Source organism: Streptomyces sp. NPDC058198, from assembly GCF_042882605.1.
GTDB lineage: Bacteria > Actinomycetota > Actinomycetes > Streptomycetales > Streptomycetaceae > Streptomyces.
Genome location: NZ_JBHVVP010000010.1, coordinates 15,354 through 41,828 on the forward strand (window position 1 = coordinate 15,354; position 26,475 = coordinate 41,828).

Sequence of the window (26,475 nt, forward strand, 5' to 3'; positions counted from 1 at the left end):
GGCCTCCCGCCCGGGCGGGCAGGTGTCACAGCCCTGGGGCGCCCCAGACGGGGAACCAGCGGGAGAGGTCGGGTTCGATGCGCAGGTCCTCCCCGAGCACCGCTCTGACCTGGAGTTCCCGCTCGTTGTCACGCTTCTCGGCGCCGCCGGGCAGGGGAGCGAAGGGATAGAAGGTGCCGCGCTTGTAGAGGTAGACGAGAGCGAGAGGCCGCCGTTCGGCGTCCCGGAAGCTGACGAGCGAGCAGAGAAGCTGCGGGCCGAATCCGCCGTCCTGGAGCAGTGTGTTGACCGCGTGCAGATCGTTCACCAGGGCGGCCGTGTCATCGGGGGCCTGCCGAGCGAGCAGCCAGGTGTAGCCGAACGAGTCCTGGCTGAACTCCACCGGGGATCCGGCCCGGCCGGTGTCCGCGTCGAGCAGTTCCTGTACGTCCTGCCGGATCCGCGCGAACCCGCCGCCCTCGACGCCGGCGAAGCAGACCGAGCCGAGGCCGGTGGGGGTGAACCCGGCGCCCGCCTGGAGGGTGAGGGCGGCCGACGGCAGCGCGAAGAGCTGGTCGAGATCGGGCCGGACGGGCTTGCTCCGGCCGAGGATGGTGTCGAGAAGACCCACGGGACCAGCTCCTCGCTGCTCGGTGCGGTTGACGGGGCGATCGGTGCCGTCGGTATCAGGGGCGTACGGCGCTCACGGGCGGGCGAGCTGGGCGGAGATGTGGGCGAGCTGGTCCAGCCGCTGTTCGAGCGTCGGGTGCGAGGAGAGCAGACGGCCCAGGCTCTCCTTCGAGGAGAACGCCGGCACGAAGTAGAAGGCGTTGTACGGCTCCGCCTTCCGCAGGTCCTCGGTCGGGATCCGGGCCATCTGACCGCTCACCTTCGTCAGTGCAGAGGCGAGCGCCGAAGGGCGGCCGGTGAGCAGCGCGGCGGTGCGGTCGGCGGAGAGCTCGCGGTAGCGGGAGAGCAGCCGGGTCAGCAGAAAGCCGATCGCGTAGACCACCGCGCTGACCAGCGGAATCAGCAGGATCGCGATCCCCGCCGGGCCGGCGTTCCTGGCGCTCCTCGCGAGGCCGCTCCACAGGGCTATCCGGGTGATCAGGCCCGCGAGGACGCCGAGGAACGAGGCGATGGTCATGACGGCGACATCGCGGTGCGCGACATGCGACATCTCGTGGGCGAGGACCCCTTCCAGCTCCTCGGGCTCCAGTCTGCGCAGCAGGCCGGTGGTGGCACAGACCAGTGCGCTGCGCTGGCTCCTGCCGGTGGCGAAGGCGTTCGGGATGTCGCTCTGGGCGATGGCCACCCGTGGTTTGGGCATGTCGGCCAGCGCGCAGATCCGGTCGACGGCGCCGTGCAGCTCGGGTGCCTGCTCGGGGGTGACCTCCCGGGCGCCCATGCTGAAGGCGGCGATGCGGTCGCTGAACCAGAACTGCGCGATGAAGAGGCCGCCCGCGACGATCACGATGAGCGGCCAGGCGCCTCGTAGTACTGCCAGAAGTACACCGACCAGGACCACGTACAGCAGACCGATCAGGAACATGGTGGTCACCATGCGCGTGGTCAGACCGCGGTCCGGGGTGTACCGGGTTCGTGTCATCGTCGCCTCCACTCACTCTCTCTGCTGTTAATTTTCCTCCTTCGGCGGCGAAACGGAATATGCGCCGGATGGGATTCGAACAAGGCTCCGTATTGCCGGGGGCGCACGGTGGCGCACTGGCGCACACCAGGGCTCATGCGCCCTGAAGAATGCCTCCCGTGCTGCCGGAAATTCGTGTTCCTTCCTTCTTTGAAGGGGCAGTGGGGTGGGGGTGCGTACGAGACACTGAACGATCACAACGCATGACCGCCGTACGGCGGCATAAAGGGGGGAAGTGCCATGATCAGGGTCCTTGTTCTGCACCATGCGAGTCTGTTCCGCTCGGCTCTGGTGGCGCTTCTGCGTTCCGAGGAGACACTGGACGTGACCTCGGTCTCCGGACGAACGGCGTCCCGGTCGCGGACCCGTCCACATGTCTGTGTGGCCGATGTCGACTGTCTGGACTATCCGGTGTACGGCGACGGCGCGGGCAACGCCACCGGTGACCCGGGCGATGATCCCGCGCTGCTGGTTCTCACCACCGCGCGCAAGCCAGGAGCGCTCCGTAGAGCCTTTGAAGCGGGGGCGCTCGGATACGTCAACAAGGACGGTGAGCCGGGGCGTTTAGTTGAAGCGATACACAAAGTCGCCAGAGGCGAGCGATTCATCGATGAATCGCTGGCTCTCGATTTTCTGCAGGCCGCGAATATGCCCTTGACGCCACGCGAACTCGGCGTGCTCGCCATGGCGGCGGAAGGGGCGCCGATCGACGAAATCGCGCGATCCCTGCATCTGTCCAAGGGGACGATACGCAACTACCTGGCCGCCGCGATACGAAAGGTCGGCGCACGCAACCGAGTTGACGCGATACGGATATCCCGGGGCGCCGGCTGGTTGTGACCGGCGCCGGACGGTTCCTCAACCGCTCTGCCAGTGGCCCACCAGATCGCGGTAAAGAGGCGAGCGGGCCAGCAGCTGGTCGTGCGTCCCGTACGCGGGGCTGGTCCCGTCCAGTACGAGAACGCGGTCCGCGCGGCGCGCGGACGACAGCCGGTGCGCGACGACGATCAGTGAGCCCGCGCGCTCGGCGAGAGCCTGTTCCGCCCGCGCCTCGGCGACCGGATCCAGATGACAGGTGGCCTCGTCCAGCACCACCAGGGGCGCGGGGGACAGATAGGCGCGGCACAGGGCCAGCAACTGCCGCTCGCCCTGGGAGAGCCTGGCGGGATCGACCAGGGCGTCCGGGCCGCCGAGCCGGCCGACCAGCTCGTCGGCGCCCACCGCGGAGACCGCCCGTGCGAGCTCGGCGGCTGACGCGTCGGGCCGCAGCTGCAGAAGGTTGTCGCGGACCGTGCCGGTGAATACGTACGCCTGCTGCGGTATCAGGACGCGCAGACCCGCCAGGTCGCGCGCGGTCAGGCCGGCTACGGGCTGCCCGGCCAGCAGAACGGTTCCCCGGTCGGGAGCGAGCAGCCCCGAGAGGACGCTCGTGAGGGTGGACTTGCCGATACCGCTCGGTCCCACCACCGCGACATGCTCGCCCTGCTCGACGACCAGGTCGAGACGGTCCAGCACGGGTGGCGCACCGGGGCCGTACGCCAGCGTCACGGAGCGGACCTCCGCCGCCGGCGCGGGGAACGGCCCGGGCGCGGCTGCTTCGCGGGCGGCGCCCACGGGGGCCGCCCGGACCGTCCCGTCCTCGGTTGTCTCCTCCTCGAACCGGTCCAGCACCACGAGCAGCCGGGTGCCCGCTGCCCCCAGGGCGGTCATCAGCGTGTGCAGGGCGGGCAGCAGGGCCTGGACGAGATAGGTCAGGGCTCCGATCAGGGCGCCCGCCGTGACGCCCTGCCGCAGCAGCCACGGCGTGGCGGTCAGCAGCAGGATCACCGGCAGCTGACCGGCCACGCCCAGCGCCAGGGTGCGGACGGCCGCCCAGCGGGCCAGGGTGTCCGACGCCCGGGCCCCGGCGTCGATCAGCTTCCCCGTACGGTCCGCCACATCTTCTTGCGTACCGGAGGCCACGATGTCGCGCAGTCCGGCGCCGATCGTGCCGACCCGGCGGGCGATGTCCTCGTCGATGTCCAGGAAGGCGCGCTGGGCGGTCGCCATCGGCAGGAGCGTGGCAAGGAACAGCAGCAGCCCCAGCGCCAGCGGCGGCACGACCACGAGCAGGAACTGCGGCGCGAGGGTCAGCAGGCCGGCCAGCGCTCCCGCCGCGGTGAAGACGAAGGAGCGCGCGGTGAGCACCAGTCCGGCGAAGCTGTCCCGGACGATCTCGGTCTGATGCGTGAGCCGCGACACCGCGCCGCCGTCCGCACGCGCCGGATCGGCCACCGCGCGGCGCAGCGACTGGGTCACCGCGCGGCGGACCAAGGCATCACGCAACGGCTCCACCAGCGCCGCCAGCTGGGCGAAGACACCACGGACCAGCGGGCCGCCGACCAGGATCGCGGCGGCCGCCACGGCCAGCCACCACAGGCCGGTGCTGGTCTGCCCCACCAGGAATCCGCGGTCGAGTGCGCGCGCCAGGCAATATCCACCGAGGAAGGTCTGCGCGGACTCCAGCAGGGACCAGCCCGCGAGCCTGACCAGGACCCCCTTCCTGCGCAGCAGAAAGGCCCGGCCCTGCGGAAGGATCCGGCGCAGCATGCCGCGGCCCTCCGGCGGCCGGCCGGCCACGTCCGTGGCCGTCACCGGCCGGGCCGTTCAAGGGGAGCGGCCGCGGGCTGCGCCGTTCCGTACCGTACGGAGCCCTCCGAGGCAGCTCCTGAGGAGGCCGGTGGTCCTGAGGAGGCCGGGCCCTGCGCCGCCGGGTCCGCCGGGTCCGCCGGGTCCGCGTCGGGCACTGCGAAGACGGCGCGGTAGGCCGGGTTCCGCCACAGCTCCGCGTGCGGTCCCACCGCCCGTACCCGCCCCTCCTCCAGCCAGATCACCAGATCGGCCCGGACGGCGGAGGAGAGCCGGTGGGCGACGACCAGCCGGGTGCCCGCCCGGACGTCCTGGACGAGTGCGCGCTCCACCTGACGCTCGGTGACGGTGTCCAGGCTGGAGGTCGCGTCGTCGAGGATCAGCAGACGTCCGGCATGGGCGAAGGCCCGCGCCAGACCGAGCCGCTGGAGTTCGCCCCCGGACAGCGGCGCCTCGGCCGGCGGGGTGTCGTACCCCCGCGGCAGCAGCCGGACGAAGGCGTCGGCGCTCGCCGCCCGGGCCGCGGACCGTATCCGTCGCGAGGAGGCCCGCTCGGCGCCGCTGGAGAGGGCCTCGCCGATCGTGTCACCGAACAGCACGGGCCGTTCGAACGCGTACCCGACCTCGCGACGCAGCCGGCCGCGCTCGACGGCCTCCAGACGCACGCCGTCGAGCAGGACCCGGCCCTCGTCGGGATCGGTGAGCCGTCCGGCGACCGCGGCCAGCATGGACTTGCCCGCTCCCGAGCGCCCCACCACGGCGGCCGACGTGCCCCCGGGAATCTCCAGGTCCACGTCGGAGAGCAGGCGTTGGCCGTCCCGTACGACCTGGACCCCGCGCAGTTCGAGCGTGCCGCGCCCGTCGGGCGGCAAGGACGCGTCGCCGTACGTCATGGCGGGCAGGTCCAGGAGCGCGGAGGTCCTGCGCGCCGCGGACCGGCTCCGGATCAGCGAGCCCAGCAGCCCGGCCACCGCGCCCACACCGGCCGCCAGGGCCGCGTACCGCGAGGCGGCCAGCAGCTCGCCGACACTGATCCGGCCGGACGCCAGCCGCGCCCCGCCGACCGCCAGGACCCCGGTCGTCAGCAGCGGCATCAGGACGCCGCTGCGGGCGACGGCGCTGCCGTGCACACTCCACATACGCCGGCCCTGCACGCCCAGTTCGGACAGGGGAGCGAGGATACGGGCGCGCTCGTGCTCACTGGTGCCGGCGGCGGCGATCGTGCGCGCCCCGCCCAGCGCCTCGACGAGCCGGGACGCGATGTCCGACTGCACCCGCTGGTACCGCGCGACGCTGTCGGAGGAACCACGGGCGAAGGAGCGCAGCACCAGCACCAGGAGGGGCAGCCCGACAAGGAAGGCGAGGGCCGTCCACAGGTCGATGAGGAGCAGTGCGACGATCGCCCCGGCCGGCGCGAGGAGCGACGCCGCGAGGGCCGCGGCCGTCACCGGCGCGGTACCGGCCTCCGTCGCGTTCGCGGACAGGCGGGCCGCCACCTCACCGGGGGAGAAGCGGGCGCCGTGTTCCGGTGGCGCCGCGAGGAACCGGGCCAGGCCGCGGGTCCGCAGCCAGGCGGTCGACCGGGCGTTGGTCGTCCCGCTCAGCAGGGCCACGAGCGCGTCGAGGAGCACCTCCGCGGTGATCGCGACGGCACACAGGACGACCCAGAATCCGGCGTCGCGGTCCCGGTCGAGCAGCAGGTCCAGGGCGCGTCCGACGAGCGCCGGCAGGGCGAGGGATGCGGCGGCCGAAGCGGCCGAGCAGACGAAGACCGCCGTCGTGCGGCCCGCGCTGTGCCGGGCCGCGCCCAGAAGAGGGCCGGGGCCGGTACGCGCGGAAGCGGGCGAGTCGCGTGCTCCGCGACGCTGACGCGGGAACACCATCGGGGCGGGGCCTCCTCCGGTTCAGGGGCCGGGCCGTGCGCGCGAGCCGGCGGTCAGGACTTCGGGCCACGGTCTCCCGGCGGCGCGAAGGTCCCGGGCGGCGGACCGCCCGGGACCTCGTTCACCGCGGCCGCTGCCTACCGGTGCGACCAGCGGGACACCACGTCAGCCGGGTGGGGCTTCAGTTACAGGTGGTGATGCTCAGGCTGCTGTCACCACAGAGCAGCAGGCTCGCGCGGCTTCCTGTGGCCACGTCGCCGGTGGCCTCTTCCTTCGGGGTCTCCATCGACTGCAGGTCGAGAAGGGTCATGATGTTTCCTCTCATTCATGGGGACGGTGTGCTTGATCACGGCTCCCGGAGGGAGCCGGCTCTAGGGCCGCCGGAGCGGCGGGAGGAACGGCAGCTGCGCCGGGCGGTCGTGCGAGGCCGCGGCGAGTGCCAGGAGACAACCGGCGGTGCCGGTCGCGAGATCCATGGAGAGCCGCATCATCTGCTCTCCGGGGAAGGCCAGTTGACCTCGGTACGCCATGGCGTGCCAGGCGAGGGCGTCCATCTGCCGCCGTACGTCGGCGACTTCGGTGCCGGGTCCTCCGGCCGTCGTACGGCTGAGGTACAGCACCATGCCCGCGGCGCCTCGGAAGAGCCCCGGCTGCGCGTAGAAGGTGGCCTGCGCCGCCTGGACGATCTCACCGCGCGCCTGCTCGAACGCGTCGTCCGCGCGGTGGGCGAGGTAGTCGTCGAGCACCATGCCGATGCCCACACTGCCCGCTCCCAGGTACGGCATCGTGCGCCATCCCTCGTTGACCTGGAGGGTTCCGCCGACGCCGTGCGTACACCGGGCCAGATCGTGCCGCAGCGCCCGGGCCGCGAGATCGAGCAGGGCCGTGTCGTGGGTGCGCTCGTACAGCCGGATGAAGAGCAGGGCGACGCCCGAAGCGCCGTGCAGCAGCCCCGCGCGGGACATCCCGCCCTCGGCCGGCACCGAACGGGCCGCCAGCCCCGCGCAGCGGAGAGCCGCCTCGTGCAGCGCCGACTCGCCGGACGCGTCCGCGAGGGCGCTGAGCGCGAGACCGATTCCGGCGGCGCCGCTGTGCAGGTCGGGCGGGAGGTCCTCCCATGGCTGGGCCATCGTCAATTCGGCTAATTCGAGGGCGCGTTCAGGATGACCGAGCCGGTTCAGGGTCCAGGCCAGGCCGGCCAGGCCGTCGTAGAAGCCGAGCGGAGTGCCCGAGGCGGGCTGCTTGGTCCTCAGCAGCAGCCACTCCTCCGCCGGGACGCACCGGCCGGCTCCGCTCTCGGCCAGCGCGTACAGCACCCCGGCCGTCCCGTAGCCGAAGGACAGGCCGCCGCCCGCCGTGGCGAACTGGGCGATGTCGCCGGGGAAGAAGCGGTCCTCGCGTTCCGGTGACGCCGAGGTGAGGATGGCGTTCACCATGGATTCCCGGCTGAGCGGCCAGTCGGCGGGCTCCGCCGGAAGGAAGGGCTCCGTGGCGGGACCGCGGTCCGGCGTCCGCGGCCGGCCGGTCGTCCCGCTGTCGCCCGCGGGGTCGCGGAGGATCTCGGCCACGGCCTCGTCGAGGAAAGCGCGCTCGACCGGGAACTGCCGGGCCACCACCTCGGCCAGATGCGTGGCCTTGCCGCGATCGATGGCGAAAAGGCTGGTCAGCGGGATGAAGAGCGCCAGGCGCAGACAGGCGAGCGCATAGCGGTCCACATCGAAGCCGCGCCGGTCGGACGGGGCGACGAAGGCGGGACTGGCCACGGTCTGGCGCGCGTTGTCATCGACGTGCGCGGCCGCCTCGAAGTCGAGCAGGACGACCGACGACTCGTCCTCGGAGACCATGATGTTGAACAGGTGCAGATCGTTGAAGACCACCTTGCGGCTGTGCACCGCCTCGACGGCCTTCTCGACCAGCTGGTGGATCCGCAGGGCCCAGGCGGTGTACTCGGCGAGCCGTCCCGCGTCGGGGTCCGCGTCGATCAGCGGGTGCCGACGGGCGAAGAAGGTGTTCAGGGGCTTGCCCTCGATGTATTCGAGCACCAGGAAGTGGTGATCGCCCAGGACGAAGCTGTCCAGCACCTCGGGCGTGCAGGGGAGACCCGACAGCCGCTCCAGAGCTTCCTGTTCACGCTTCAGGCGGGTCACGGCGTCGGCCCCGTCGGCGGCCAGCCCCGCGTGCGGCCGGGCCTCCTTCAGCACGACCTTCTCGCCGGTCCTGCTGTCCCGGCCGACGTACACACCGCCGCCGTTGGAGAAGTGGAGCGCCTGCTCGATCGTGTACGGGATGTCGACGACGGTCGTGGCGTCCCGCGCGTCGAGGTGAGCCCGCAGAAAGTCGGGGGGTTCGACCCAGTCGGGTATCCGGAAGACCGGGCCCCGGAAATCCGGTACGAGCTTTCCGTCGGCGTTCTCGACCGCGGGGCGCAGTTCGCCGTCGGCGTCGTAACAGTCGCGCTGGGTGAAGCTGCCGTAGCGAAGGTGAAGCGGTCCTTGGCCCCAGCGCAGGTCACTCAGGATGTACGGCCCCGCTTCGCCCGTCAGCAGCGCGTCGAGTCCCTCGGCGACGGTGCGGCACTCCTCGTCGTCGGTCGGGTAGACCGTGATGAACTTCCCGCTGGCGCTGCGGTCCGCGTATTTCGCGTTGCGGGTGTGCAGCAGATATCTGCTCGGCACGAACTTGAACGCGACTCCACGCGGAACGCAGTACTCGATGACCCGGCTCAGGATCGACTCGGCGTTGTCCAGGCACGCCGACACGTGGATCTTCCAGCCCTGGGCCGGCAGTGTGCTGTCGCGTGGACGCCAGGCCAGCCAGTCCCCGGCGCGATGCCGCTGCCACCCGGCCGGTGCCGGGCGGGTGGCGGCCTCGTACAGGGCTTCACGGCCCGTGCCGCCGTCGGACGACAGCCGGTGCGGCGCGTCGTAGAAATGCCGGTCGACATCGCAGAAGACGGCGTACCCCTTGTTCACGCGCACTCCCTCGGTCGGCGACAGCGCCAACGGTGCCAGGCGCCGGAAACGCCAGACAGTCGCCGATGTCACCTGCTCGACGTGGACTACGCACGAGTAACAAGAGCGGAATACCCAGCGCGCCGCGGTCGGTCCGGTGCCGCGGCCGGTCTCCGGGTACAGAAGAGGTATGGCTATTGACCAGCGGGGACCGTCACTGCCGCACGCGCGGGGAGTTCTCTCGGCCGCGGTGACCGGCTCTCTGCGGTGCGGTACGGCGCTGCCCGACGAGAGCGCCGTGCGGCGGGCCGACCCGTACGGGGACGATCTCCAGCTCGCCCTGTACGTCTGCTACGAGTTGCACTACCGCGGTTTCGCGGGCGTCGACTCCTCGCGCGAGTGGGATCCGGATCTGCTGCGGGTACGGGCCGCGCTGGAGCGGCGGTTCCTCGACGCGCTGCGCCGGGACGCCGCCCGCCATGACGATCCCGGTGAGGCCCTCGCGGAGCTTCTCGTGGAGCCGGTGCACGGAGGGGGCGTATCCCATTTCCTCCAGGACGAGGGACAGCTCTGGCAGGTGCGCGAGTACGCGGCCCACAGGTCGCTGTACCACCTGAAGGAGGCGGATCCGCATGCCTGGGTGCTGCCTCGGCTGTGGGGCCGGGCGAAGGCCGGCATGGCGGCGGTGGAGTTCGACGAGTGGGGCGGCGGCCGGGCGGAGCGGGTGCACGCGCGGCTGTTCGCCGACCTGATGGCCGATCTGGACCTGGACACCACGTACGGGCACTACCTCGACGCGGGGTGCGCGGAAATGCTGGCCACGGTGAATCTCATGTCCCTGCTGGGGCTGCACCGGAGCCTGCGCGGAGCGCTGGTGGGGCACTTCGCCGCTGTCGAGGTCACCTCCTCGCCCGGCTCCAGGCGTCTCGCGCTGGCCATGAAACGGACCGGGGCGGGGCCCGCCGCTGAGTTCTTCTACAGCGAGCACGTCGAGGCCGACGCCGTCCACGAGCAGGTCGTGCGTCACGAGGTCATCGGCGGCCTGCTGGAGGAGGAACCGCAACTCGCGGGCGACATCGCCTTCGGTGTCGACGCCACGGGACACCTGGAGGACCGGCTGGCCGAGCGCCTCCTCCTGGCCTGGCGGGCCGGGGAGACATCACTGCGCGTGATCACCTGACTGGTCCTGGTCGCCACTTCTGCCAGGAAAAATAACGATCATCCCGGTAAATTCGGGTAGGTGGCGAAGGTGACTTGTATAGCACTGCCGGGTGTCTACGCCCCGCAAGACGACACGGCCCTGCTGGCCGAAGCCCTGCGCAACGAGACTCTGGCGCCGCGGGCCCAGGTTCTTGATGTCGGCACCGGCACCGGAGCGCTCGCCCTGGTCGCCGCACAGCTGGGCGCCCGGGTGACGGCCGTGGACATCTCCCGGCGATCGGTGCTGAGTGCCCGGCTCAACGCGCGGCTGGCCCGCCTCCCGGTACGCGTACTGCGCGGAAACCTCCTGGCTCCCGTGGCGGGGCACGACTACGACGTGATCCTCTCCAACCCGCCCTATGTGCCCGCCCCCGGTGGCACGCGTCCCGGCCACGGAGCGGCCCGGGCCTGGGACGCCGGACACAACGGCCGGCTCCTCCTCGACCGCATCTGCCAGGAGGCGCCCGCGCTGCTCCGCCCCGGCGGCGTACTGCTGATCGTGCACTCCGCGCTGTGCGGGGAGGAACCCACCCTGCGCCGGCTGCGGGCGGCCGGTCTGGACGCCATGGTCACCGAGCGCCGCTCGGTCGCTTTCGGCCCGGTCATGCGCGCCCGGCGGACCTGGCTGCACTCCCAGGGTCTGCTGGCGGCGGACCAGAACAAGGAAGAGCTGGTGGTCGTCCGTGCCCGACGCATCCCGTGAGCCCAGGCGCATCACCATCCAGCGCGATGGCCCGACGCTGGTGGAAGGCCCGGTCGAGGTCGTACTGGAGGACGGCACCACCGTCACCTCCGACCGATTCTGTGTCGCGCTCTGCACTTGCCGGCGCAGCCGCAGCTACCCCTGGTGCGACACCAGCCACCGCCGCCGCACCAACGAATAGCGGTCCCCGGCACGAGAGCGGGCCCCGGCGGACATCCGCCGGGGCCCACTGTCGTGGGGATCTAGGGAGTGATGCGGAAGGCGTCGATGATGCCGACCGAGGTGGACCGGTTGACGATCTTTATGGTGTGGGTGCCGCGGGTGAGCCCTGACTTCTCCCAGACGACCTGCTGGACCTGGCGTGCGCCGGAGATCCTCAAGTCGACGGTGGCCTGGAAGGCGTTGTCCAGGTAGACGTCGACCGTTCCCATGTCCCCGTTGCGTTCGGAGAGGTACTGGATTCCGGTCCCGGTGAAGGTGTACTGCGCCGTCGCGCCCACCGTGTTGCTGTGATGGGTGTCGTCGTTGTAGTCGCCGTATCCCCGGGCGCTCGTGCTGTACCAATTGCTGTCGTACGTCGCCGCGGTGTCGTTGACCATCGGGTTCGGCGACCGGCTGAGGCCGAGGGTGGAATTGGTGTCGCGCAAGGACTTCACGTCCTGGTTGGCGGTCCCGGTGAGCCGTGTCGAGCTGTACGAGGTGAGCGGCTTGGCGGTGCGCTCGACCACGTACACCGTGTTGGCGGTGGTGTTGAGGGTGAACTCGGCGTCGCTGGTGGTCAGGACGGTCGCGTTGTCCGAGACCCGGCGGACCCGGAGCTGCTGGCCGCCCCACGGGTTCACGATCCGGGTGCTGTTGCCGTACTGGCTCTTCAGCCCGACATACTTGATCTCACCCGCTTCACGCTCCGAGCTGACCGTGAAGCCGCCCTTGGCGAGCAGGCTGAATTTGCCCACGAAGCTGGAATCCGCGGGCACGGCGGGGAAGACGCGGATCTTGTCGTTGTACGACTGGAGCAGCGACTCGTTCATCGCCGACAGATGCACACCGAGATATTCGAAGACCCCGTTGGTGTTGTCCGTCAGGCCGTTCGGATAGGTCTGGTACTTGCGCAGCATGGTCTTCATGCCCTGGAACGTCTGGTCTCCGAGACCGAGCCGGGCCGCCTGGACCGCGTCGTTCGCCCATACGTTGCCGTAGGGGAACGGCCGGCTGTTCCAGGTGTTGATGGCCTTCTGCTGATCGGGGTATCCGATGCCGGTGACGTCGTACGGCCAGATGAGCTCGGCCGCGACGTTCTCGTTGTTGCGGGTCTGCGCTATCGGGGGCGTGTGCGGGAGATACGTGTTCGCGTCCGAGGGGTACGCGATCAGGTTGTCCACGATCCGCTGCCACTGCGGACGGAGATCGGCGTCCAGACCCAGTTGCTGTCCCACCTGGATGGCCAGCGGGAACAGGTTCCGCACGGCGGCCAGATCGGTGATGGCGTTGGGCACGTCCCAGTAGGTCTCGTGCGAGTTGGACGTGGCCACGTAGTACTTGCCCGTGCCGCTGTTGAGCGACAGCTTCGCCTGGTAGAACTTGGCGACCTCGCGCATGAACGGATACGCCGTGGTGCGCAGGTAGTTGGTGTCGTTGGTGTAGCGGTACTGCAGATACATGTTGTACGCGGCTTCGGCGCCGGTCGACCAGATGTCCTGGGTGTACTCGCTGTTGACCGTGCCGCGGGCGTTTCCGTCCCAGCCCATGGTCTCCGGCACCCAGATGCCGTCCACGTTGTATCTCGTCCGGGTGTACGCCTTCAGCGCGTCGAAGTTCCGGCTGTACAGCCGGTTGAACCCGGACAGCAGATCGACGTGATTGGACGCCAGGAAGGAGTTGTAGACGTCCCGCTGGTTCCAGTACCAGTAGGAATTGCTCCACTTCGTCGCGTCCCCGGTGGCCCGGAACGCGCCGTTGATGAAGTGGAACGGATAGTTTCCGTAACCGCCCGCGGCGATCATGTAGGTGCTGAGGTAGTAGATGTTCTCCATGTAGTCCGCCTCACCGGACCCGTTGGAGTACTGCACGAACGACTTCTCCCAGAACCCGTGCCACCAGTTGCGGAAGCTGTTCAGGGTGTTCGTGTATCCCGTGCCCTTCACCGAGTTCAGCGCGTTCTTGGCCTGGGTCACGGAGTTGTGGCTCGGCGCGTTGAGCCGGCTGCTGGCGGTGAACCAGATCGTGTAGCTGGTGGACGGCGTGATCGTGAGCCGTACCTTGCGGCCGTCGACGACCTGCGCGGTGTACGGGGCTCCCTCCACGGTCGCCGCGAGGGTGTAGCCGAAGTTCTGCGGGTCGGCCTGGCCCCGGCTGAGCCCGGCGCCGCCGGCATCCGCGTAGGTGGACACGGTCTTCCAGGTGTCGAGGTTGGGCACGTCCCCGCTGTTCCCCAGCGAGCTGACGTCCCACAGGCTCAGCTCCAGCGCGATGCTGGACACCCCGCCGCGGGTGTCCTCGACATGGACCCCCATGACCTCGGAGTTCGGTGAACCCATCACCGTGACGGTCCGGTTGTTGTCGTACTTGGTGGTGAGCGTCCCGTCGTACAGCGAGAGGCGCTGCTGGAACGTGGAGTATCCACTGTCCATCGCCGGTGTGGTGGCCAGGTTGAGCGACCCGGCGCCGAACGCGGTCTGCTGTGAGGTGTCGACCCCGGAGACCTGCATGGACAGGCCGTTGGCCTGCCATGCCATCGCGCCCATACGGCCGTTGCCGACCGTCAGGCCGTGCTGCGGGTTGGTGTTGGGGCGGTTGTAGACGATGTCGTGTTTGGACAGGTAGTTGGCGTAGTCCACATTCAACGCACCGCTCGCGGGGTTGAAGGCGGCGTCGGCCGGTGACGCGGACGCCGGTGAACCGGCGAGGGCGCCCATCGAGCAGACTGCGGCAAGGACGAAGACGAGGAGCCGGGTTGCTTTCATCGTGTGTCACTCCCACGAGCGGCGAGGGGGGTGCGAGGACGCGACAGCGCGGACCACCGGGCTGGGCCGGCGGTCAGTGAAGCAGCGAGGTGACATGTTCGTAACAGGCAGTGAACATCGGAGGTTTCGGGCCGTCAAGTAGCGGCGCAGAAGAATTCTTGCTCCGGTTTCCTGCATTGATCGGATCTCCTGCCCGTAGCGCCCCAACTGCCCCCGAGGGGGCCACCGCTGAGTGCGTCCGCGCCCAACCTCTGTCCGGCTGTGACCGTTTGGTGGCTGAATGCCGCGCTCGACGGGCAACACAAGGTCAAATTCTGGTTTCTGATCTGTTCGAACTTGACCGATCAATGTCACTCTCTGGACGGCTCACCGCGCGTAGATGTCGCGGTGAGTCTGTTTGTGGCACTCGCACAGCTCAGCACCTCGCACAGCTCAGCACCATCGAACGGCAGCCCCCCAAGGCGGCCGCTTCCCCACACAGGACCGCCCTCACCGGCGGTCCGGCACTCTTGGAGACTGAGTGAGACTCGTAGCTTCCGCCCCCCGCAAGAACTCCGTCCGTCTCGCGGCCCTGGTCGCCTCCGCCGCCATGGTGGTCGTCGGTGTCCAGACCGGCACGGCCAGCGCTCAGCCCGACACCGCCCGGGAGCGTGGCGCCACGGCCCTGGCCCTCACCCCCGGCCAGCGCGTCGAGGCCATCCAGTCCGCCCAGGCGGACACCACGAGCGAGGCCAAGGCCCTCGGGCTCGGTGCGCAGGAGAAGCTCGTCGTCCGGGACGTCATCAAGGACGCGGACGGCACTGTACACACCCGCTACGAGCGGACCTACGCGGGACTGCCGGTCCTCGGCGGCGACCTCGTCGTCCACGCGACCCCGGCCGGCGAGCGCAGCCTCACCAAGGCCACCACGGCCCGGATATCGGTGGCCACCACGGACGCCGCCGTCGCCTCGTCGGCCGCCAAGTCGACCGCGCTGAAGGCCGCTTCGGCGGAGAAGACCACCGAGGCGGCGGCCGGCACCGCGCCCCGCAAGGTGATCTGGGCGGCCGACGGCAAGCCCGTGCTGGCCTGGGAGACCGTCGTCAAGGGCGTGCAGCCCGACGGCACGCCGAGCGAGCTGCACGTCGTCACCGACGCCGCCACCGGCAAGCAGCTGTTCACGGACGAGGCCATCGAGACCGGCACCGGCACCGGCGACTACAACGGCACCGTGACGCTCGGCACCACGAAGAGCGGCAGCACGTACAACCTCACCGACGGCGGCCGCGGCAGCCACAAGACGTACGACCTGAACCAGCGCACCTCGGGCACCGGCACGCTCTTCACCGACGCCGACGACGTCTGGGGCGGCGGCCGCCAGAGCGCGGGCGTCGACGCGCACTACGGCGCCGCGGAGACCTGGGACTTCTACAAGAACGTGCTGGGCCGCAACGGCATCAAGAACAACGGTGTCGCGTCCTACTCGCGCGTCCACTACGGCAACAGCTACGTGAACGCGTTCTGGGACGACAGCTGCTTCTGCATGACGTACGGCGACGGCTCGGGCAACGCCAACCCGCTCACCTCGCTGGACGTGGCCGCGCACGAGATGACCCACGGCGTCACCTCCGCCACCGCCAACCTGACCTACAGCGGTGAGTCCGGCGGGCTCAACGAGGCGACCTCCGACATCTTCGCCACCGCGGTCGAGTTCTACTCCGCCACCGCCAGCGACCCGGGCGACTACCTCATCGGCGAGGAGATCGACATCAACGGCGACGGGTCGCCGCTGCGCTACCAGGACAAGCCGAGCAAGGACGGCGGCTCGAAGGACTACTGGTCGTCCACCCTGGGCAACCTCGACGTCCACTACTCCTCCGGCCCCGCCAACCACTTCTTCTACCTGCTGTCCGAGGGCAGCGGCGCGAAGACCATCAACGGCGTGAGCTACAACAGCCCGACCTACACCGGCGCCGCGGTCACCGGCATCGGCCGGGACAAGGCCACGAAGATCTGGTACAAGGCGCTCACCACGTACATGACGTCCTCCACCAACTACGCGAAGGCGCGCACCGCGACGCTGAGCGCGGCGGGCTCCCTGTACGGCACCACCAGCGCCGAGTACAAGGCGGTCGGCGCCGCCTGGACCGCCATCAACGTGAAGTGACCCTCAGGGGTCCGGTGTAACGGACAGCCCCGGGCACGGGTCCGCCGCGTTCCTCGCGCGCGGGCCCGTGCCCTCGGCGCGTCCGGCGCGATAGACCGGTCGGCGCCCTCCGGATGAGGGATCGGGGCGCACGAACTAGGGTCCGATTCATGGCTCCTGTGGCTCCGCAGCCCGCGAACGAGCCGGAACCCGGCCGGGGCGGCCCTTCCGGCGGTACCGGCGCGGCCGACGGCACCGGGGGCGCGGAGCCGGACCCGCGGCGCTGGAAGGCGCTGGCGGTCTGTCTCGTCGCCGGGTTCATGACGCTCCTGGACGTCTCCATCGTCAATGTCGCGCTGCCGTCCATCCGGGCGGGCCTCAAGGCACCGGAATCCGATCTTCAGTGGGTGGTGTCCGGTTACGCGCTCGCGTTCGGCCTCTTCCTGATCCCCGCGGGGCGGCTGGGCGACGCCCGGGGCCGGCGCCCGGTGTTCATGGTGGGGCTGGCCCTCTTCACTCTGTCCTCCGCGGCCTGCGGAGCCGCCTTGTCCAGCGAGTGGCTGGTGATCGCCCGGTTGGTGCAGGGACTCGCGGGCGGCATGGTCTCGCCACAGATCTCCGCCCTGATCCAGCAGATGTTCTCCGGCCGTGAGCGGGGCCGGGCGTTCGGCATGTTCGGCACGGTCGTCGGGATCTCGACCGCCGTCGGCCCTCTGCTGGGCGGTCTGCTGATCCAGGTGGCCGGCGCGCAGGAAGGGTGGCGCTGGGTGTTCTACGTCAACCTGCCGCTGGGCATCGTCTGCCTGCTGCTGGCCCGGCGGCTGCTGCCGGACACCCCGGCGGCCGGCCACGTCCGGATCCGCGACCTCGACCCCTTCGGCGTCCTGCTGCTCGGCACCGGAGTGCTGGCCCTGCTGCTGCCCTTCGTCCAGGCGCAGCAGTGGCACAGCGATGAGAGATATCTGCTGCTGGTGGTCGCCGTGGCGCTGCTGGCCGGCTTCGTGAAGTGGGAGTCCCGGTGCCGGACGGGCCGTACGCAGCCGGTCCTGAACATGTCCCTCTTCCGCATCCGCTCCTTCTGGCTGGGCTGTCTGATGATCCTGCTGTACTTCGCCGGGTTCACGTCGGTCTTCTTCATCAGCACGCTCTATCTGCAGAGCGGGGTGCACTACACCGCGCTGGAGGCCGGTCTGGCCATCACGCCCTTCGCGCTGGGCTCCGCCGTCGCCGCCGGGATCGGCGGCCGGCTGGTCAGCCGCTTCGGCCGGCCGCTGGTCGCCGTCGGACTCGCCATGGTGACGGTCGGGCTGGCCGCCACCACCTTCGCCGTGCACCTGGTACCGGGACGCGGCGTCGGATGGGCGATGGCGGCGCCGCTGCTCGTGGCGGGCCTGGGCAGCGGGCTGGTCATCTCCCCGAACCAGACACTGACCCTCGCGCGGGTACCGGTGCCCTCCGCCGGCAGCGCGGGCGGCACGCTCCAGACCGGGCAGCGGGTGGGGTCCGCGATCGGTATCGCCGCGGCGGGGTCGGTCTTCTTCGCCCAGGTGACGCCCGACGGCTGGACCACGGCGTACGACCATGGACTGGTGGTGGCCGTGGCGTTCGTGATGGCCTCGCTGCTCGTCGCGCTTGCCGATGTGGCCGAGGGGCACTGGGAGAAGAAGCGCGCTGCACGGGCGACGTCCGGACAGCACGCCGAGCGTCAGCATGCCGAGCATCCGCAGGAAGGAGACCCGCCATGACCGGGACCACCGAGGGCAATAAGGGATACGGGCACAAGCCTTTCAAGCGGTCCAGGAGCCACTTCGCGGACCGCGTCACGGCCGATGGCAGGGACGGCTGGCCGGTCGAGGCGGGCCGCTACCGGCTGGTGGTCAGCCGCGCCTGCCCGTGGGCCAGCCGCGCGCTCGTCGTGCGCCGGCTGCTGGGCCTGGAGGACGCGCTCTCGCTCGCCGTCACCGACCCGATCCAGGACGACCGCAGCTGGCGCTTCACGCTGGACCCGGACGACCGCGACCCCGTACTCGGCATCCGCTTCCTCGGCGAGGCGTACGACGCGCGGGAGAAGGACTACCCCGGGGGTGTCAGCGTGCCCGCCGTCGTCGACGTACCCAGCGGAAAACTGGTCACCAACGACTTCCAGCAGATCACGCTGGATCTCGAGACCGAGTGGACGGCGCTGCACCGCCCCGGGGCGCCCGATCTCTATCCCGAGCAGCTGCGCGCGGAGATCGACGAGGTCATGGACGGCATCTACCGCGACGTCAACAACGGGGTGTACCGGGCCGGCTTCGCGACGCGGCAGAGCGACTACGAAGACGCCTACCACGATGTGTTCCGGCGGCTGGACCTGGTGTCCGAGCGGCTGGCGGACCGCCGCTATCTGGTGGGGGACACCATCACGGAGGCGGACATCCGGCTGTTCACCACACTGGTGCGCTTCGACGCCGTCTACCACGGTCACTTCAAGTGCAATCGGTCAAAGCTGACCGAGGACCGGGTGTTGTGGGGCTACATCAGGGATCTGTACCAGACCCCCGGCTTCGGTGACACGGTGGACTTCGACCACATCAAGCGGCACTACTACCGGGTGCACACCGGTATCAACCCGACCGGCATCGTCCCCCTCGGCCCCGACCTGTCCTCCTGGCTGTCCCCGCACCACCGCGAGGAGCTGGGCGGACGGCCGTTCGGGGACGGCACACCGCCGGGCCCGGTGCCGCCGGGAGAGGAAGTCCCCCCGGCGGGACGTCCCTAGGTCCTGTCCGGGGGCCGGCGCAGTACGTACAGTCCGACGCACGCCGTGAGCACCACCACGCAGACCGTGAACGTCAGCCCGGCGCCCCGCAGGCCCAGCCAGAGGGTCAGCGCGCCGACGCCGACGACCGGCAACGAGATGCCCGTATAGGCGACGACGAAGAGGGCGGAGATCGTGCCGCCCCGGTGCTCGGGCGGAGCCGCGCCGCCGACCGCGGTGATCGCGGCGCGGAAGGCCAGCCCCTGGCCGAGCCCGCCGAGGAGCGCGCCCGCGACGAGCAGCGGCAGCGACTCCACCGCCAGCGAGGTGCCCACCAGCACCAGACCGGCCGTCAGTACCAGACAGCCGGCGGGCAGCGCGCTGCGTACCCCCAGCCGCCCCATCATCGACTGTCCGACGGTGGAAGCCAGGAAGACCGAGAAGACGATCGCACCGGAGACGGCCAGGTTGTTCACCTGGAGGGTCTGGGCGACGAAGGTCGGCGCCACCGCGGTGAACAGACCCAGGAGCGCGAAGCCGGCGAACGCGGCGAGCGCCGCCGGCGCGAACACGCCACGGACCTCCGGCGGCACCACCAGCCCCTGGAGCCGCAGCCGCGGCCGGCGCTTCGGATTCCTGACGGTCTCCGGCAGGAACCAGGTCAGTACGGACGCCACCGCCAGCAGCGCGAGATGCACGAGAAACGGCAGGCGCAGCGGCCATGGCGCGTACTGGGCGAGCAGTCCGGCCAGCAGGGGGCCGCAGCCGAGGCCGCCCATGTTCGCCGCCGTGGCGGCGAGCCCGGCGCGCGCCTCGTGTCCCGGTGCGGCCAGCTCCATCACGGTGGCCGTGGCGGCGCCGCTGAGCAGCCCGGCGGCGAAGCCCGACAGCAGCCGGCCGGCGAACAGCAGCGGGAGTCCGCCCTCGAACAGGAAGCACAGGGCACTGGCCGCGGACAGCCCCAGCGCACAGAGCAGCACCGGCCGGCGGCCCACCTCGTCGGAGAGGTCGCCCGCCAGGAGCAGCGCGGCGATCACACCGACGGCGTAGACGGCGAACACCACCGTCACCGTCAGTTCGGAGAAGCCGAGCTGCTCGCGGTAGAGCCCGTACAGCGGGGTGGGCAGGGTCGTGCCCGCCATGCCGATGGCGAACACCGCCGCGGCCACCGGATAGCCGAGGCGCCGGCGCCCGCCCTTGTCAACGATCATGCGCGCCACAGTACGAGCGGTGAGGCGCCGGTCCCGGGTCCGAAACGAACGGTGTCAGCTGTCCGGGGTGAGGTCGTCGGGCAGAGTGACCGCCGGTTGGGGGACTTCGCCGAAGTCCTCGTCCGCGCTGTCGATACGGAGGCGGTTGATGACCGCTTCGAGGGGGGCCGGCAGGGTGGGGTGGCGGCCGTGGCGGCACTGGCTGAGGAGATCGTGCCTGACCGTCTCGGGCAGCAGGGAGGACAGCGTCGCCGGTGTCCTGGGGCGTCCTGACCGAGGCAGCCGGCGGGACTGGGCGCGCCAGTGGGCGGCGTCCTGGAACTCGGCTCTCCGCTGGTGGGCGAGGAAGAGACAGAAGGCCGCCGTCCGGTTGCCGCCGCCGGCGGCGAACTGCCACCAGAACTGCGCCGCGTCCTGGTGGCCGGTCAGATGCAGGAGAGCGGCGAAGACGACGGCGCCCTCGGGGTCGATCCGGTCGTGGTCGACCAGACGGGTGAGGCCGGCCGCCGCCTCGGGGGCGTTCAGGATCAGGGCCACCGCGAGATTGAGGTCGTGGGCGGCCTGTTCGTGGGCGGAGGGATGGTGGCGGGGCACGGCCGCCGCGCCCCCGGGGCAGGCCGCGCCGTCCCTGGTCCGCCGGGCGGTGACACGCCGGCGCGCGGCCTCGGTGTCGTAGTCGTCATAGGTGTCGGCGAGGACTTCCGCGTCGTCCAGCAGCGCGTCGATGGGGGCGGGTTCGTCGGTGCGGGCCACGGTCTATTCTTCCGTCCCGGTTTCCCGTACGCCGAGTTGCCTGGCCAGCCGCCTTCTGGCGTGCCGTACATGGGAGCGGACGGTGGCGACCTCTATGCCCAGGTATTCGGCGACGTCCTGATCAGGGACCTGCAGGACGTAGCGCAGGACGACGGCGTCGTACTGCCGCTCGGGCAGCCGGGCGATGGCCCCGTACAGGCCGATCTCGCTCTGCAGAACGGCGAATTGATCGCTCACCTCGGACTGGAGGAGCTTGCGCATCGCGGCGTGGAAGGCGGCGGTGTCCACCAGGACCGGCTGTGCGTCGTGCTCGTTCAGCCAGCGTGCCACCTCCTCCTTCAGGACCGCCCAGGCGTAGCGGGGTACCGATTCCTGGACCAGGACATGGGGCCAGTGGTCCAGCAGCCGGGCGCAGGTGGCGTCCACCACCGTCTCGGCGGCGGACCGGCTGCCGACCTGCGTGTGGGCGTAGCGCAGCCACAGGGTGTGGTGGTGCGAGTCGAAGGCGTCGAAGGTCAACGCGAGCCGCCGCAGGGGCCGGTCGGCGGAGCGCCGCACGCCCGGGTCGTCGACGCCCCGGGCGCCGTTGGTGGCACGGACCATCAGATGCCGCTCCCCTCGGTCGCGCACCGGGGCACCCCCCGGGGCACTTTGCTCATAGTCATCATATGATTACACCGCTCGTTACCGGAGTTGCGGGGTACCTCGTACGGTTGTCCGCAGGCGGTGGCGGGCAGGCACGGACCGATAGCCGGCAACGAGGACGGGGACCGCACGGTGGGGGACAACGGCACGGTGGATCTGGAACTGGACCGGGCGCACTCGGCGCGTATGTACGACTACTACCTGGGCGGGACCACCAACTTCCCCGCCGACCGCGAGGCCGCGGGGCGGGCCATGGCCGCCTTCCCCTCCATTCTGGCCACCGCGCGCGTCAACCGGCGCTTCATGCACCGCTCCGTCCGCTTCCTCGCCCGCGAGGGCATGGACCAGTTCCTCGACATCGGGACCGGCATCCCCACCTCCCCGAACCTCCATGAGGTCGCCCAGCGGGAAGTGCCGCACGCGCGCGTCGTCTACACCGACAACGACCCGATCGTCCTGGCCCACGCCCGCGCGCTGCTCCACAGCGACCCCGCGGGCCGCACCGCGTACGTCCACGCCGATGTCACCGACCCCAAAGCCCTGTTGGACATCGAGGAGATACGCGGCACGCTCGACTTCACGCGGCCGATCGCCCTCAGCCTCAACGCGCTGCTGCACTTCGTGACCGACGACCACGGCGCCCATGACATCGTCGAACACCTCAAGGACGCGCTGCCGTCGGGCAGTACCCTCGCCATCGCTCATGTCACGACGGAGTTCGACCCCGAGGGCATCGCCCGGCTCACGGCCGCGTACCGCGCCGCGGGTACGCCCGGACAGGCACGTACCCGCGAGGAGATCGCCCGCTTCTTCACCGGCTGGCAGCTGTTCGACCCCGGGATCACCGCCTCGCACCAGTGGCGCCCCGACCCCGGTGACGGCAGCGAGAGCGTCACCGACAAGGAAGCGGCCTGCTACGTCGGCATCGCGCGCAAACCCTGACCGGCCGGTGAGCCGGCGGCGGGGCCGACCAGTTCCGCCAGGACGTCTTCCATGGTGACGAAGCCGATGACGGTGCCCTTGTCGCCGGTGACGGCCGCGAGGTGGGTACCGGCGGCCCGCATGGCGGTCATGGTGTCGTCGAGCGGGGTGTCGATCTCGACCCGGACCATCGTGTGCAGCGTGCCGCGGGGGAAGGGCTGGGTGCGCTCGGCGGCGCCGAGCGCGTCCTTGATGTGCAGATAGCCCAGGATGGTGTCGTCGGGGCCGGTGACCGGCAGCCGGGAGAATCCGGAGGAGGAGGCCGTACGCTCCAGCTGCTGCGGGGTGATCAGGTGGTCGACGGTCACCGTCCGGTTGAGCGCGACCATCACCTCGCCCGCCGGGCGGGTGCCCAGCTCCAGCGCGTCACGCAGCCGCTCGCCGTCCGCCGGGTCGAGCAGTCCCGCCTCGCTGGAGTCCTTGACCAGACGGGCCAGTTCGTCATCCGTGAAGACCGAGGCCACCTCGCCCTTGGGCTCCACCTTGAGCAGGCGCAGCAGGGCGTTGGCGAACGCGTTGATCCCGAAGATCACCGGACGCAGCGCGCGCGTGAGGGCCACCAGCGGCGGACCGAGCAGCAGCGCGGTCGGCGCCGGCGCGGCCAGCGCGATGTTCTTCGGCACCATCTCACCGACCAGCATGTGCAGATACGTCGCCAGGGTCAGCGCGATGACGAACGCGATCGGATGGATCAGGGCCTCGGGCACCCCGGCCGCTTCGAACGGCGGCTCCAGGAGATGGGCTATCGCCGGCTCGGCGACGGCGCCCAGCACCAGCGAGGAGATGGTGATGCCGAGCTGGGCGGTGGCCATGGCGGCGGACAGGTGCTGGAGGCCCCACAGGGTGCTCTTCGCCCGCCTGCTGCCCTTGATCGCCTGAGGCTCGATCTGGCTGCGCCGTACGGAGATGAGAGCGAACTCGGCGCCGACGAAGAACGCGTTGGTGAGGAGAGTGAGCGCGCCGATGGCGAGCTGCAGGGCAGTCATCGGACGTCCTCCACGAACTGTGCGGCCGGGGCGGGCCCGGTGATCCTGACCCGGTCGGCCCGGTGGTGCTCGATGCGCAGGACGGCGAACTGCCAGCCCTCGATCTCCAGCGTGTCGGTCAGCACCGGCAGCCGTTCCAGCCGCGTCGCGAGCAGCCCGGCGAGGGTCTCGTAGGGGCCTTCCGGCGCGCTGAGACCGATCTCTTCGAGCTGGTCGAGCCGGACGCTGCCGTCCGCCTCCCAGACGCGGCGGCCGTCCGCGGCCGGCTTGCCGGGGGCCAGGCCGGGGGTCTCGTCCGGGTCGTGTTCGTCGCGTACCTCTCCGACGACCTCCTCGACGATGTCCTCCACGGTGGCGACGCCGGCGGTGCCGCCGTACTCGTCGATGACCACGGCCATCGTCCGCGCCTCGCGCAGCCGCCGCAGCAGCCGGTCCACCGGGAGGGAGTCGGGGACGAGCAGCGGGCCGGTGGCCAGTTCGGTGACGAGGGTGTGGTCGCGCCTGGTCTCGTCCAGGGCGAGGACATCACGGATATGGACCGTGCCGATCACCTCGTCCAGGCTGTCGCGGTAGACGGGGAAGCGCGACAGGCCGGTGGCCAGGGTCAGGTTGGCGGCGTCCGTGGCGGTGGCGTGCGCCTCCAGGGCCCGGACATCCACGCGGGGGGTCATGACGTTCTCCGCGGTCAGCTCGGCGAGATGCAGGGTCCGTACGAACAGCTCGGCGGAGTCCGCCTCGATGGCGCCCTCCCGGGCCGAGTGCCGCACCAGGGCGACCAGCTCCTCGGGGGTGCGGGCGGAGGCCAGCTCTTCGGCGGGCTCCAGGCCGAACCGCCGTACGAGACGGTTGGCGGTGTTGTTGAGATGGCGGATCAGCGGGGCGAACGCGGCGGTGAAGCCGCGCTGCGGACCCGCGACGACCTTGGCGACCGCGAGCGGGCTGGAGATCGCCCAGTTCTTCGGGACCAGCTCGCCGATCACCATCAGCACCACGGTGGACAGGGAGACACCGAGCAGGGTGGCGACGGTGGGCACCGCCCCGTGAGGCAGGCCGACGGCTTCCAGTGGCCCGCGCAGCAGCACGGCCAGGGAGGGCTCGGCGAGCATGCCGATCACCAGCGAGGTCACGGTGATGCCCAGCTGGGCGCCGGAGAGCTGGAAGGTCAGCCGCTTGGCCGCCTCCAGCGCGCCGGCGGCTCCGCGCTCGCCCGCGGCGGCGGCCCGTTCGAGCTCGCCGCGCTCGATGGTGGTCAAGGAGAACTCGGCCGCGACGAACACCGCACAAGCGAGGGTGAGTGCGAGGGCGAGGAGCAGCAGAAGTACTTCGGTCACCGTGTCACCTCCGCCCCATGGATCGAGGGGTCGGGAATGGCACGGCTCGTACTGGGAGGCTCACCCATTGCGGGACCGCAGCTCCTTCTCGGATCAGGTGGTCGGGACGGGGGGCACCCCGTCCGCCAATAGTAAAGGAATCGCAAAGCAGTGCAATGCGGTGGCTGGTGTCGGCCACCGCCCGCGTCGTCGGATGTCGGCTGATCACATCAGATGATTTCGGACAGTGTCAGGCATTATGCGGTGTCATCTGAGGGCATGGAAATCCGCCCCCACGGTCAGCGTCACCACGCCCGGCGCGGATTCCGCGTCCTGCCGCGCCCCGACGCCCGGCAGCCGGGAGGCCAGTACCCGGGCCTGCGCCGCCAGGCCCTGCGGATACGCGACGGTGGTCCGGTCCGCGGCCAGGGGCGCGTTGCCGACGCCCGCGATGGTGAATCCCACCGTGCGCAGCGTGTCCGCGACCTTCGCCGCCTGCCCCGGGGTGCCGGTGCCGTTCAGGACCTGGACGCGCACCGTATGCGCGTGGACCGGGTTCCTGGAGGCGGCCTCCAGCTGCTTCTTGTCCACTTCCTGGTCCTTCGCCAGGGCGGCGAACAGGCCGGCGGCCTGCGGGTACTGCCAGAGGACATTGGCCTTGTCGGCCGGCACATCGGCCTCGCGCGGGTAATTCGGCACGGTCAGGAACGTCAGACGGTCGCCGGGGATGCCCTTGACCTCGGAGGCGAGGCCGGAGAGGGGCTTGATCCCCGCCAGCGCCCTGTCGGTGGTCAGTGATCCGGTGGCCGAGTCCAGGAACCGGTACAGCGCGTTCGGGCTGGTCAGCTTCTGCTGGGCCTTGGCGGCCAGGGCCTCCATGAACTCCTGCTGCCGGCCGATCCGCCCCAGATCGGAACTGTCTCCCAGGCTGTAGCGCGTACGGACATAGCCCAGGGCCTGCTCGCCCCGCACCGTCCGGCAGCCGGCGGCCAGGTCGAGGTGGGCCTTCTTGTCGTGTATCGGTGTCCCGGGGCAGACCTCGATACCGTCGAGCGCGTCGACCATGCCCTTGAAGCCCTGGAAGTCGACCGACATGAAGTGGTCGATGCGCAGCCCGGTGTTCCGCTCCACCGTCTTGATGGTGCAGGCGGCGGCGCCGGCGACCTCGCCGCCCGTACCGCCGATGGCGAACGCTTCGTTGATCTTGAAGTGGTGCGGGGCGGATGTGCTGCCGTCTCCGCGGTCGCAGACCGGGATGCTCACCCAGGAGTCGCGGGGGAGCGAGACCACCGTGGCCCATTTCCGGTCGGCGGCCACGTGCAGGACCATCAGCGTGTCCGACTGCATGGTGGTCAGATCCTTGCCGTACTTCGCGTTGGCGCCTTTCCGTGAGTCGGAGCCCACGACGAGGATGTTCTTGGAACCCGGACTCATGTTGACCGGCCGTCCGCCGCCGATCTTGTTGTCGACGTCCGCGGAGTGGATGTTGCCGTTGAGATCCTGGTAGACCCATGCCGCCGCACCCGCCACGGCGAGGAGTGCGACGGCCAGCACACCGCCGGACCACACGACTGTCCGGCCGCGCCGGGTCAGCCTGGTCCTGCCGGTTCCGTGGCCGAGGGGACGACCTCTGCGTGGGGTGCTTCCGCGCCGCCCCCTGGATTCCGTGTCCACGCTGATCCTCCGTGCCCCGTTCCCGGCCCGCCCAACCACCGGACGCGCCGGGCGTCGCCGCGCGACGCGCTCGACTCTACTGGCTCCCAGCTAAC

Annotated in this window: 21 protein-coding genes; 8 read left to right on the forward strand and 13 right to left on the reverse strand. The window is 70.5% G+C overall.

Features of this window, described 5'->3' with window-relative positions:
• Positions 1 to 25 precede the first annotated feature (25 nt).
• Both ACFVWW_RS26615 and htpX read right to left on the reverse strand, forming a co-directional pair.
• The gene (locus ACFVWW_RS26615) at positions 26 to 610 is read right to left on the reverse strand and encodes a hypothetical protein (protein ID WP_384186789.1); all 585 of its coding nucleotides are present in this window, start codon (positions 608 to 610) and stop codon (positions 26 to 28) included.
• Positions 611 to 682: 72 nt separating this feature from the next.
• Positions 683 to 1,588 carry a zinc metalloprotease HtpX gene (gene htpX, locus ACFVWW_RS26620; protein ID WP_384186786.1) on the reverse strand — a complete coding sequence of 302 codons (906 nt, stop codon included), beginning with the start codon at positions 1,586 to 1,588 and terminating at the stop codon, positions 683 to 685.
• 279 nt (positions 1,589 to 1,867) lie between these two features.
• Between htpX and ACFVWW_RS26625 the strand changes: the two genes are divergently transcribed.
• The gene (locus ACFVWW_RS26625; protein ID WP_384330629.1) at positions 1,868 to 2,467 is read left to right on the forward strand and encodes a LuxR C-terminal-related transcriptional regulator; all 600 of its coding nucleotides are present in this window, start codon (positions 1,868 to 1,870) and stop codon (positions 2,465 to 2,467) included.
• A gap of 18 nt (positions 2,468 to 2,485) precedes the next feature.
• Here the strand turns inward: ACFVWW_RS26625 and ACFVWW_RS26630 are convergent, their stop codons facing one another.
• The 4 genes from ACFVWW_RS26630 to lanKC form a co-directional block, all read right to left on the reverse strand.
• A complete protein-coding gene (locus tag ACFVWW_RS26630) occupies positions 2,486 to 4,216 on the reverse strand; it encodes an ABC transporter ATP-binding protein (protein WP_386878153.1) in 1,731 nt (576 codons plus the stop codon).
• Between the two features lie 41 nt (positions 4,217 to 4,257).
• Positions 4,258 to 6,138 (reverse strand): ATP-binding cassette domain-containing protein, encoded by a 1,881-nt coding sequence (locus ACFVWW_RS26635; protein WP_386878058.1) that lies wholly within the window; start codon positions 6,136 to 6,138, stop codon positions 4,258 to 4,260.
• Between the two features lie 181 nt (positions 6,139 to 6,319).
• Entirely contained in the window at positions 6,320 to 6,448 is a 129-nt protein-coding gene (locus ACFVWW_RS26640) for a SapB/AmfS family lanthipeptide (protein WP_384186777.1), read from the reverse strand.
• A gap of 61 nt (positions 6,449 to 6,509) precedes the next feature.
• Positions 6,510 to 9,110: a class III lanthionine synthetase LanKC gene (gene lanKC / locus ACFVWW_RS26645; RefSeq protein ID WP_386878059.1), complete on the reverse strand. Its 2,601-nt coding sequence runs from the start codon at positions 9,108 to 9,110 to the stop codon at positions 6,510 to 6,512.
• Between the two features lie 169 nt (positions 9,111 to 9,279).
• On the opposite strand from lanKC, the gene ACFVWW_RS26650 reads away from it, so the two are divergent.
• The 3 genes from ACFVWW_RS26650 to ACFVWW_RS26660 all read left to right on the forward strand — a co-directional run bounded on the left by ACFVWW_RS26650 (position 9,280) and on the right by ACFVWW_RS26660 (position 11,173).
• A complete protein-coding gene (locus ACFVWW_RS26650; RefSeq protein ID WP_386878060.1) occupies positions 9,280 to 10,269 on the forward strand; it encodes an iron-containing redox enzyme family protein in 990 nt (329 codons plus the stop codon).
• A 69-nt stretch (positions 10,270 to 10,338) separates the two neighbouring features.
• Positions 10,339 to 10,992, forward strand: coding sequence for a HemK2/MTQ2 family protein methyltransferase (locus ACFVWW_RS26655; RefSeq protein WP_386878154.1), 654 nt, complete (start codon positions 10,339 to 10,341; stop codon positions 10,990 to 10,992).
• Positions 10,973 to 11,173, forward strand: a complete 201-nt coding sequence (locus tag ACFVWW_RS26660; RefSeq protein ID WP_384330639.1) for a CDGSH iron-sulfur domain-containing protein — start codon at positions 10,973 to 10,975, stop codon at positions 11,171 to 11,173. The genes ACFVWW_RS26655 and ACFVWW_RS26660 overlap by 20 nt, the downstream gene beginning before the upstream one ends.
• Before the next feature lie 61 nt (positions 11,174 to 11,234).
• Here ACFVWW_RS26660 and ACFVWW_RS26665 read toward each other — a convergent pair whose 3' ends face one another.
• Positions 11,235 to 13,955, reverse strand: coding sequence for a carbohydrate-binding protein (locus ACFVWW_RS26665; protein WP_386878061.1), 2,721 nt, complete (start codon positions 13,953 to 13,955; stop codon positions 11,235 to 11,237).
• Between the two features lie 520 nt (positions 13,956 to 14,475).
• Between ACFVWW_RS26665 and ACFVWW_RS26670 the strand changes: the two genes are divergently transcribed.
• The 3 genes from ACFVWW_RS26670 (at position 14,476) to ACFVWW_RS26680 (ending at position 18,841) form a co-directional block, all read left to right on the forward strand.
• Complete coding sequence (locus ACFVWW_RS26670) at positions 14,476 to 16,101, forward strand: M4 family metallopeptidase (RefSeq protein ID WP_386878062.1); 1,626 nt, start codon at positions 14,476 to 14,478, stop codon at positions 16,099 to 16,101.
• A gap of 149 nt (positions 16,102 to 16,250) precedes the next feature.
• A complete protein-coding gene (locus ACFVWW_RS26675; RefSeq protein ID WP_386878063.1) occupies positions 16,251 to 17,825 on the forward strand; it encodes an MFS transporter in 1,575 nt (524 codons plus the stop codon).
• Positions 17,822 to 18,841, forward strand: coding sequence for a glutathione S-transferase family protein (locus tag ACFVWW_RS26680; RefSeq protein WP_384330648.1), 1,020 nt, complete (start codon positions 17,822 to 17,824; stop codon positions 18,839 to 18,841). Before ACFVWW_RS26675 ends, ACFVWW_RS26680 begins: the two co-directional genes overlap by 4 nt.
• Here the strand turns inward: ACFVWW_RS26680 and ACFVWW_RS26685 are convergent.
• The 3 genes from ACFVWW_RS26685 to ACFVWW_RS26695 are packed head-to-tail and all read right to left on the reverse strand — an operon-like array spanning position 18,838 to position 21,414.
• A complete protein-coding gene (locus ACFVWW_RS26685; RefSeq protein ID WP_386878064.1) occupies positions 18,838 to 20,031 on the reverse strand; it encodes an MFS transporter in 1,194 nt (397 codons plus the stop codon). The genes ACFVWW_RS26680 and ACFVWW_RS26685 overlap by 4 nt on opposite strands.
• A gap of 54 nt (positions 20,032 to 20,085) precedes the next feature.
• Entirely contained in the window at positions 20,086 to 20,784 is a 699-nt protein-coding gene (locus ACFVWW_RS26690) for a hypothetical protein (RefSeq protein ID WP_384330654.1), read from the reverse strand.
• Between the two features lie 3 nt (positions 20,785 to 20,787).
• On the reverse strand, positions 20,788 to 21,414 hold the full coding sequence (locus ACFVWW_RS26695; RefSeq protein WP_386878065.1) for an RNA polymerase sigma factor: 627 nt from the start codon (positions 21,412 to 21,414) through the stop codon (positions 20,788 to 20,790).
• Positions 21,415 to 21,615: 201 nt separating this feature from the next.
• Between ACFVWW_RS26695 and ACFVWW_RS26700 the strand changes: the two genes are divergently transcribed.
• Positions 21,616 to 22,371 (forward strand): SAM-dependent methyltransferase, encoded by a 756-nt coding sequence (locus tag ACFVWW_RS26700; RefSeq protein ID WP_384330761.1) that lies wholly within the window; start codon positions 21,616 to 21,618, stop codon positions 22,369 to 22,371.
• Here the strand turns inward: ACFVWW_RS26700 and ACFVWW_RS26705 are convergent.
• The 3 genes from ACFVWW_RS26705 to ACFVWW_RS26715 form a co-directional block, all read right to left on the reverse strand.
• Positions 22,344 to 23,396 carry a hemolysin family protein gene (locus ACFVWW_RS26705; RefSeq protein WP_384186746.1) on the reverse strand — a complete coding sequence of 351 codons (1,053 nt, stop codon included), beginning with the start codon at positions 23,394 to 23,396 and terminating at the stop codon, positions 22,344 to 22,346. The two genes, ACFVWW_RS26700 and ACFVWW_RS26705, sit on opposite strands and share 28 nt — an antisense overlap.
• Complete coding sequence (locus ACFVWW_RS26710) at positions 23,393 to 24,727, reverse strand: hemolysin family protein (protein WP_384186744.1); 1,335 nt, start codon at positions 24,725 to 24,727, stop codon at positions 23,393 to 23,395. Before ACFVWW_RS26710 ends, ACFVWW_RS26705 begins: the two co-directional genes overlap by 4 nt.
• Before the next feature lie 246 nt (positions 24,728 to 24,973).
• Positions 24,974 to 26,260 carry an LCP family protein gene (locus ACFVWW_RS26715; RefSeq protein WP_386878066.1) on the reverse strand — a complete coding sequence of 429 codons (1,287 nt, stop codon included), beginning with the start codon at positions 26,258 to 26,260 and terminating at the stop codon, positions 24,974 to 24,976.
• Positions 26,261 to 26,475: the final 215 nt, after the last annotated feature.

Coding starts and splice junctions, on each gene's coding strand:
- htpX (WP_384186786.1), bottom strand. CDS start 1,588: ATGACACGAACCCGGTACACCCCGGACCGCGGTCTGACCACGCGCATG.
- ACFVWW_RS26625 (WP_384330629.1), top strand. CDS start 1,868: ATGATCAGGGTCCTTGTTCTGCACCATGCGAGTCTGTTCCGCTCGGCT.
- ACFVWW_RS26630 (WP_386878153.1), bottom strand. CDS start 4,216: ATGCTGCGCCGGATCCTTCCGCAGGGCCGGGCCTTTCTGCTGCGCAGG.
- ACFVWW_RS26635 (WP_386878058.1), bottom strand. CDS start 6,138: ATGGTGTTCCCGCGTCAGCGTCGCGGAGCACGCGACTCGCCCGCTTCC.
- ACFVWW_RS26640 (WP_384186777.1), bottom strand. CDS start 6,448: ATGACCCTTCTCGACCTGCAGTCGATGGAGACCCCGAAGGAAGAGGCC.
- ACFVWW_RS26650 (WP_386878060.1), top strand. CDS start 9,280: ATGGCTATTGACCAGCGGGGACCGTCACTGCCGCACGCGCGGGGAGTT.
- ACFVWW_RS26665 (WP_386878061.1), bottom strand. CDS start 13,955: ATGAAAGCAACCCGGCTCCTCGTCTTCGTCCTTGCCGCAGTCTGCTCG.
- ACFVWW_RS26675 (WP_386878063.1), top strand. CDS start 16,251: ATGGCTCCTGTGGCTCCGCAGCCCGCGAACGAGCCGGAACCCGGCCGG.
- ACFVWW_RS26680 (WP_384330648.1), top strand. CDS start 17,822: ATGACCGGGACCACCGAGGGCAATAAGGGATACGGGCACAAGCCTTTC.
- ACFVWW_RS26685 (WP_386878064.1), bottom strand. CDS start 20,031: ATGATCGTTGACAAGGGCGGGCGCCGGCGCCTCGGCTATCCGGTGGCC.
- ACFVWW_RS26700 (WP_384330761.1), top strand. CDS start 21,616: ATGTACGACTACTACCTGGGCGGGACCACCAACTTCCCCGCCGACCGC.
- ACFVWW_RS26705 (WP_384186746.1), bottom strand. CDS start 23,396: ATGACTGCCCTGCAGCTCGCCATCGGCGCGCTCACTCTCCTCACCAAC.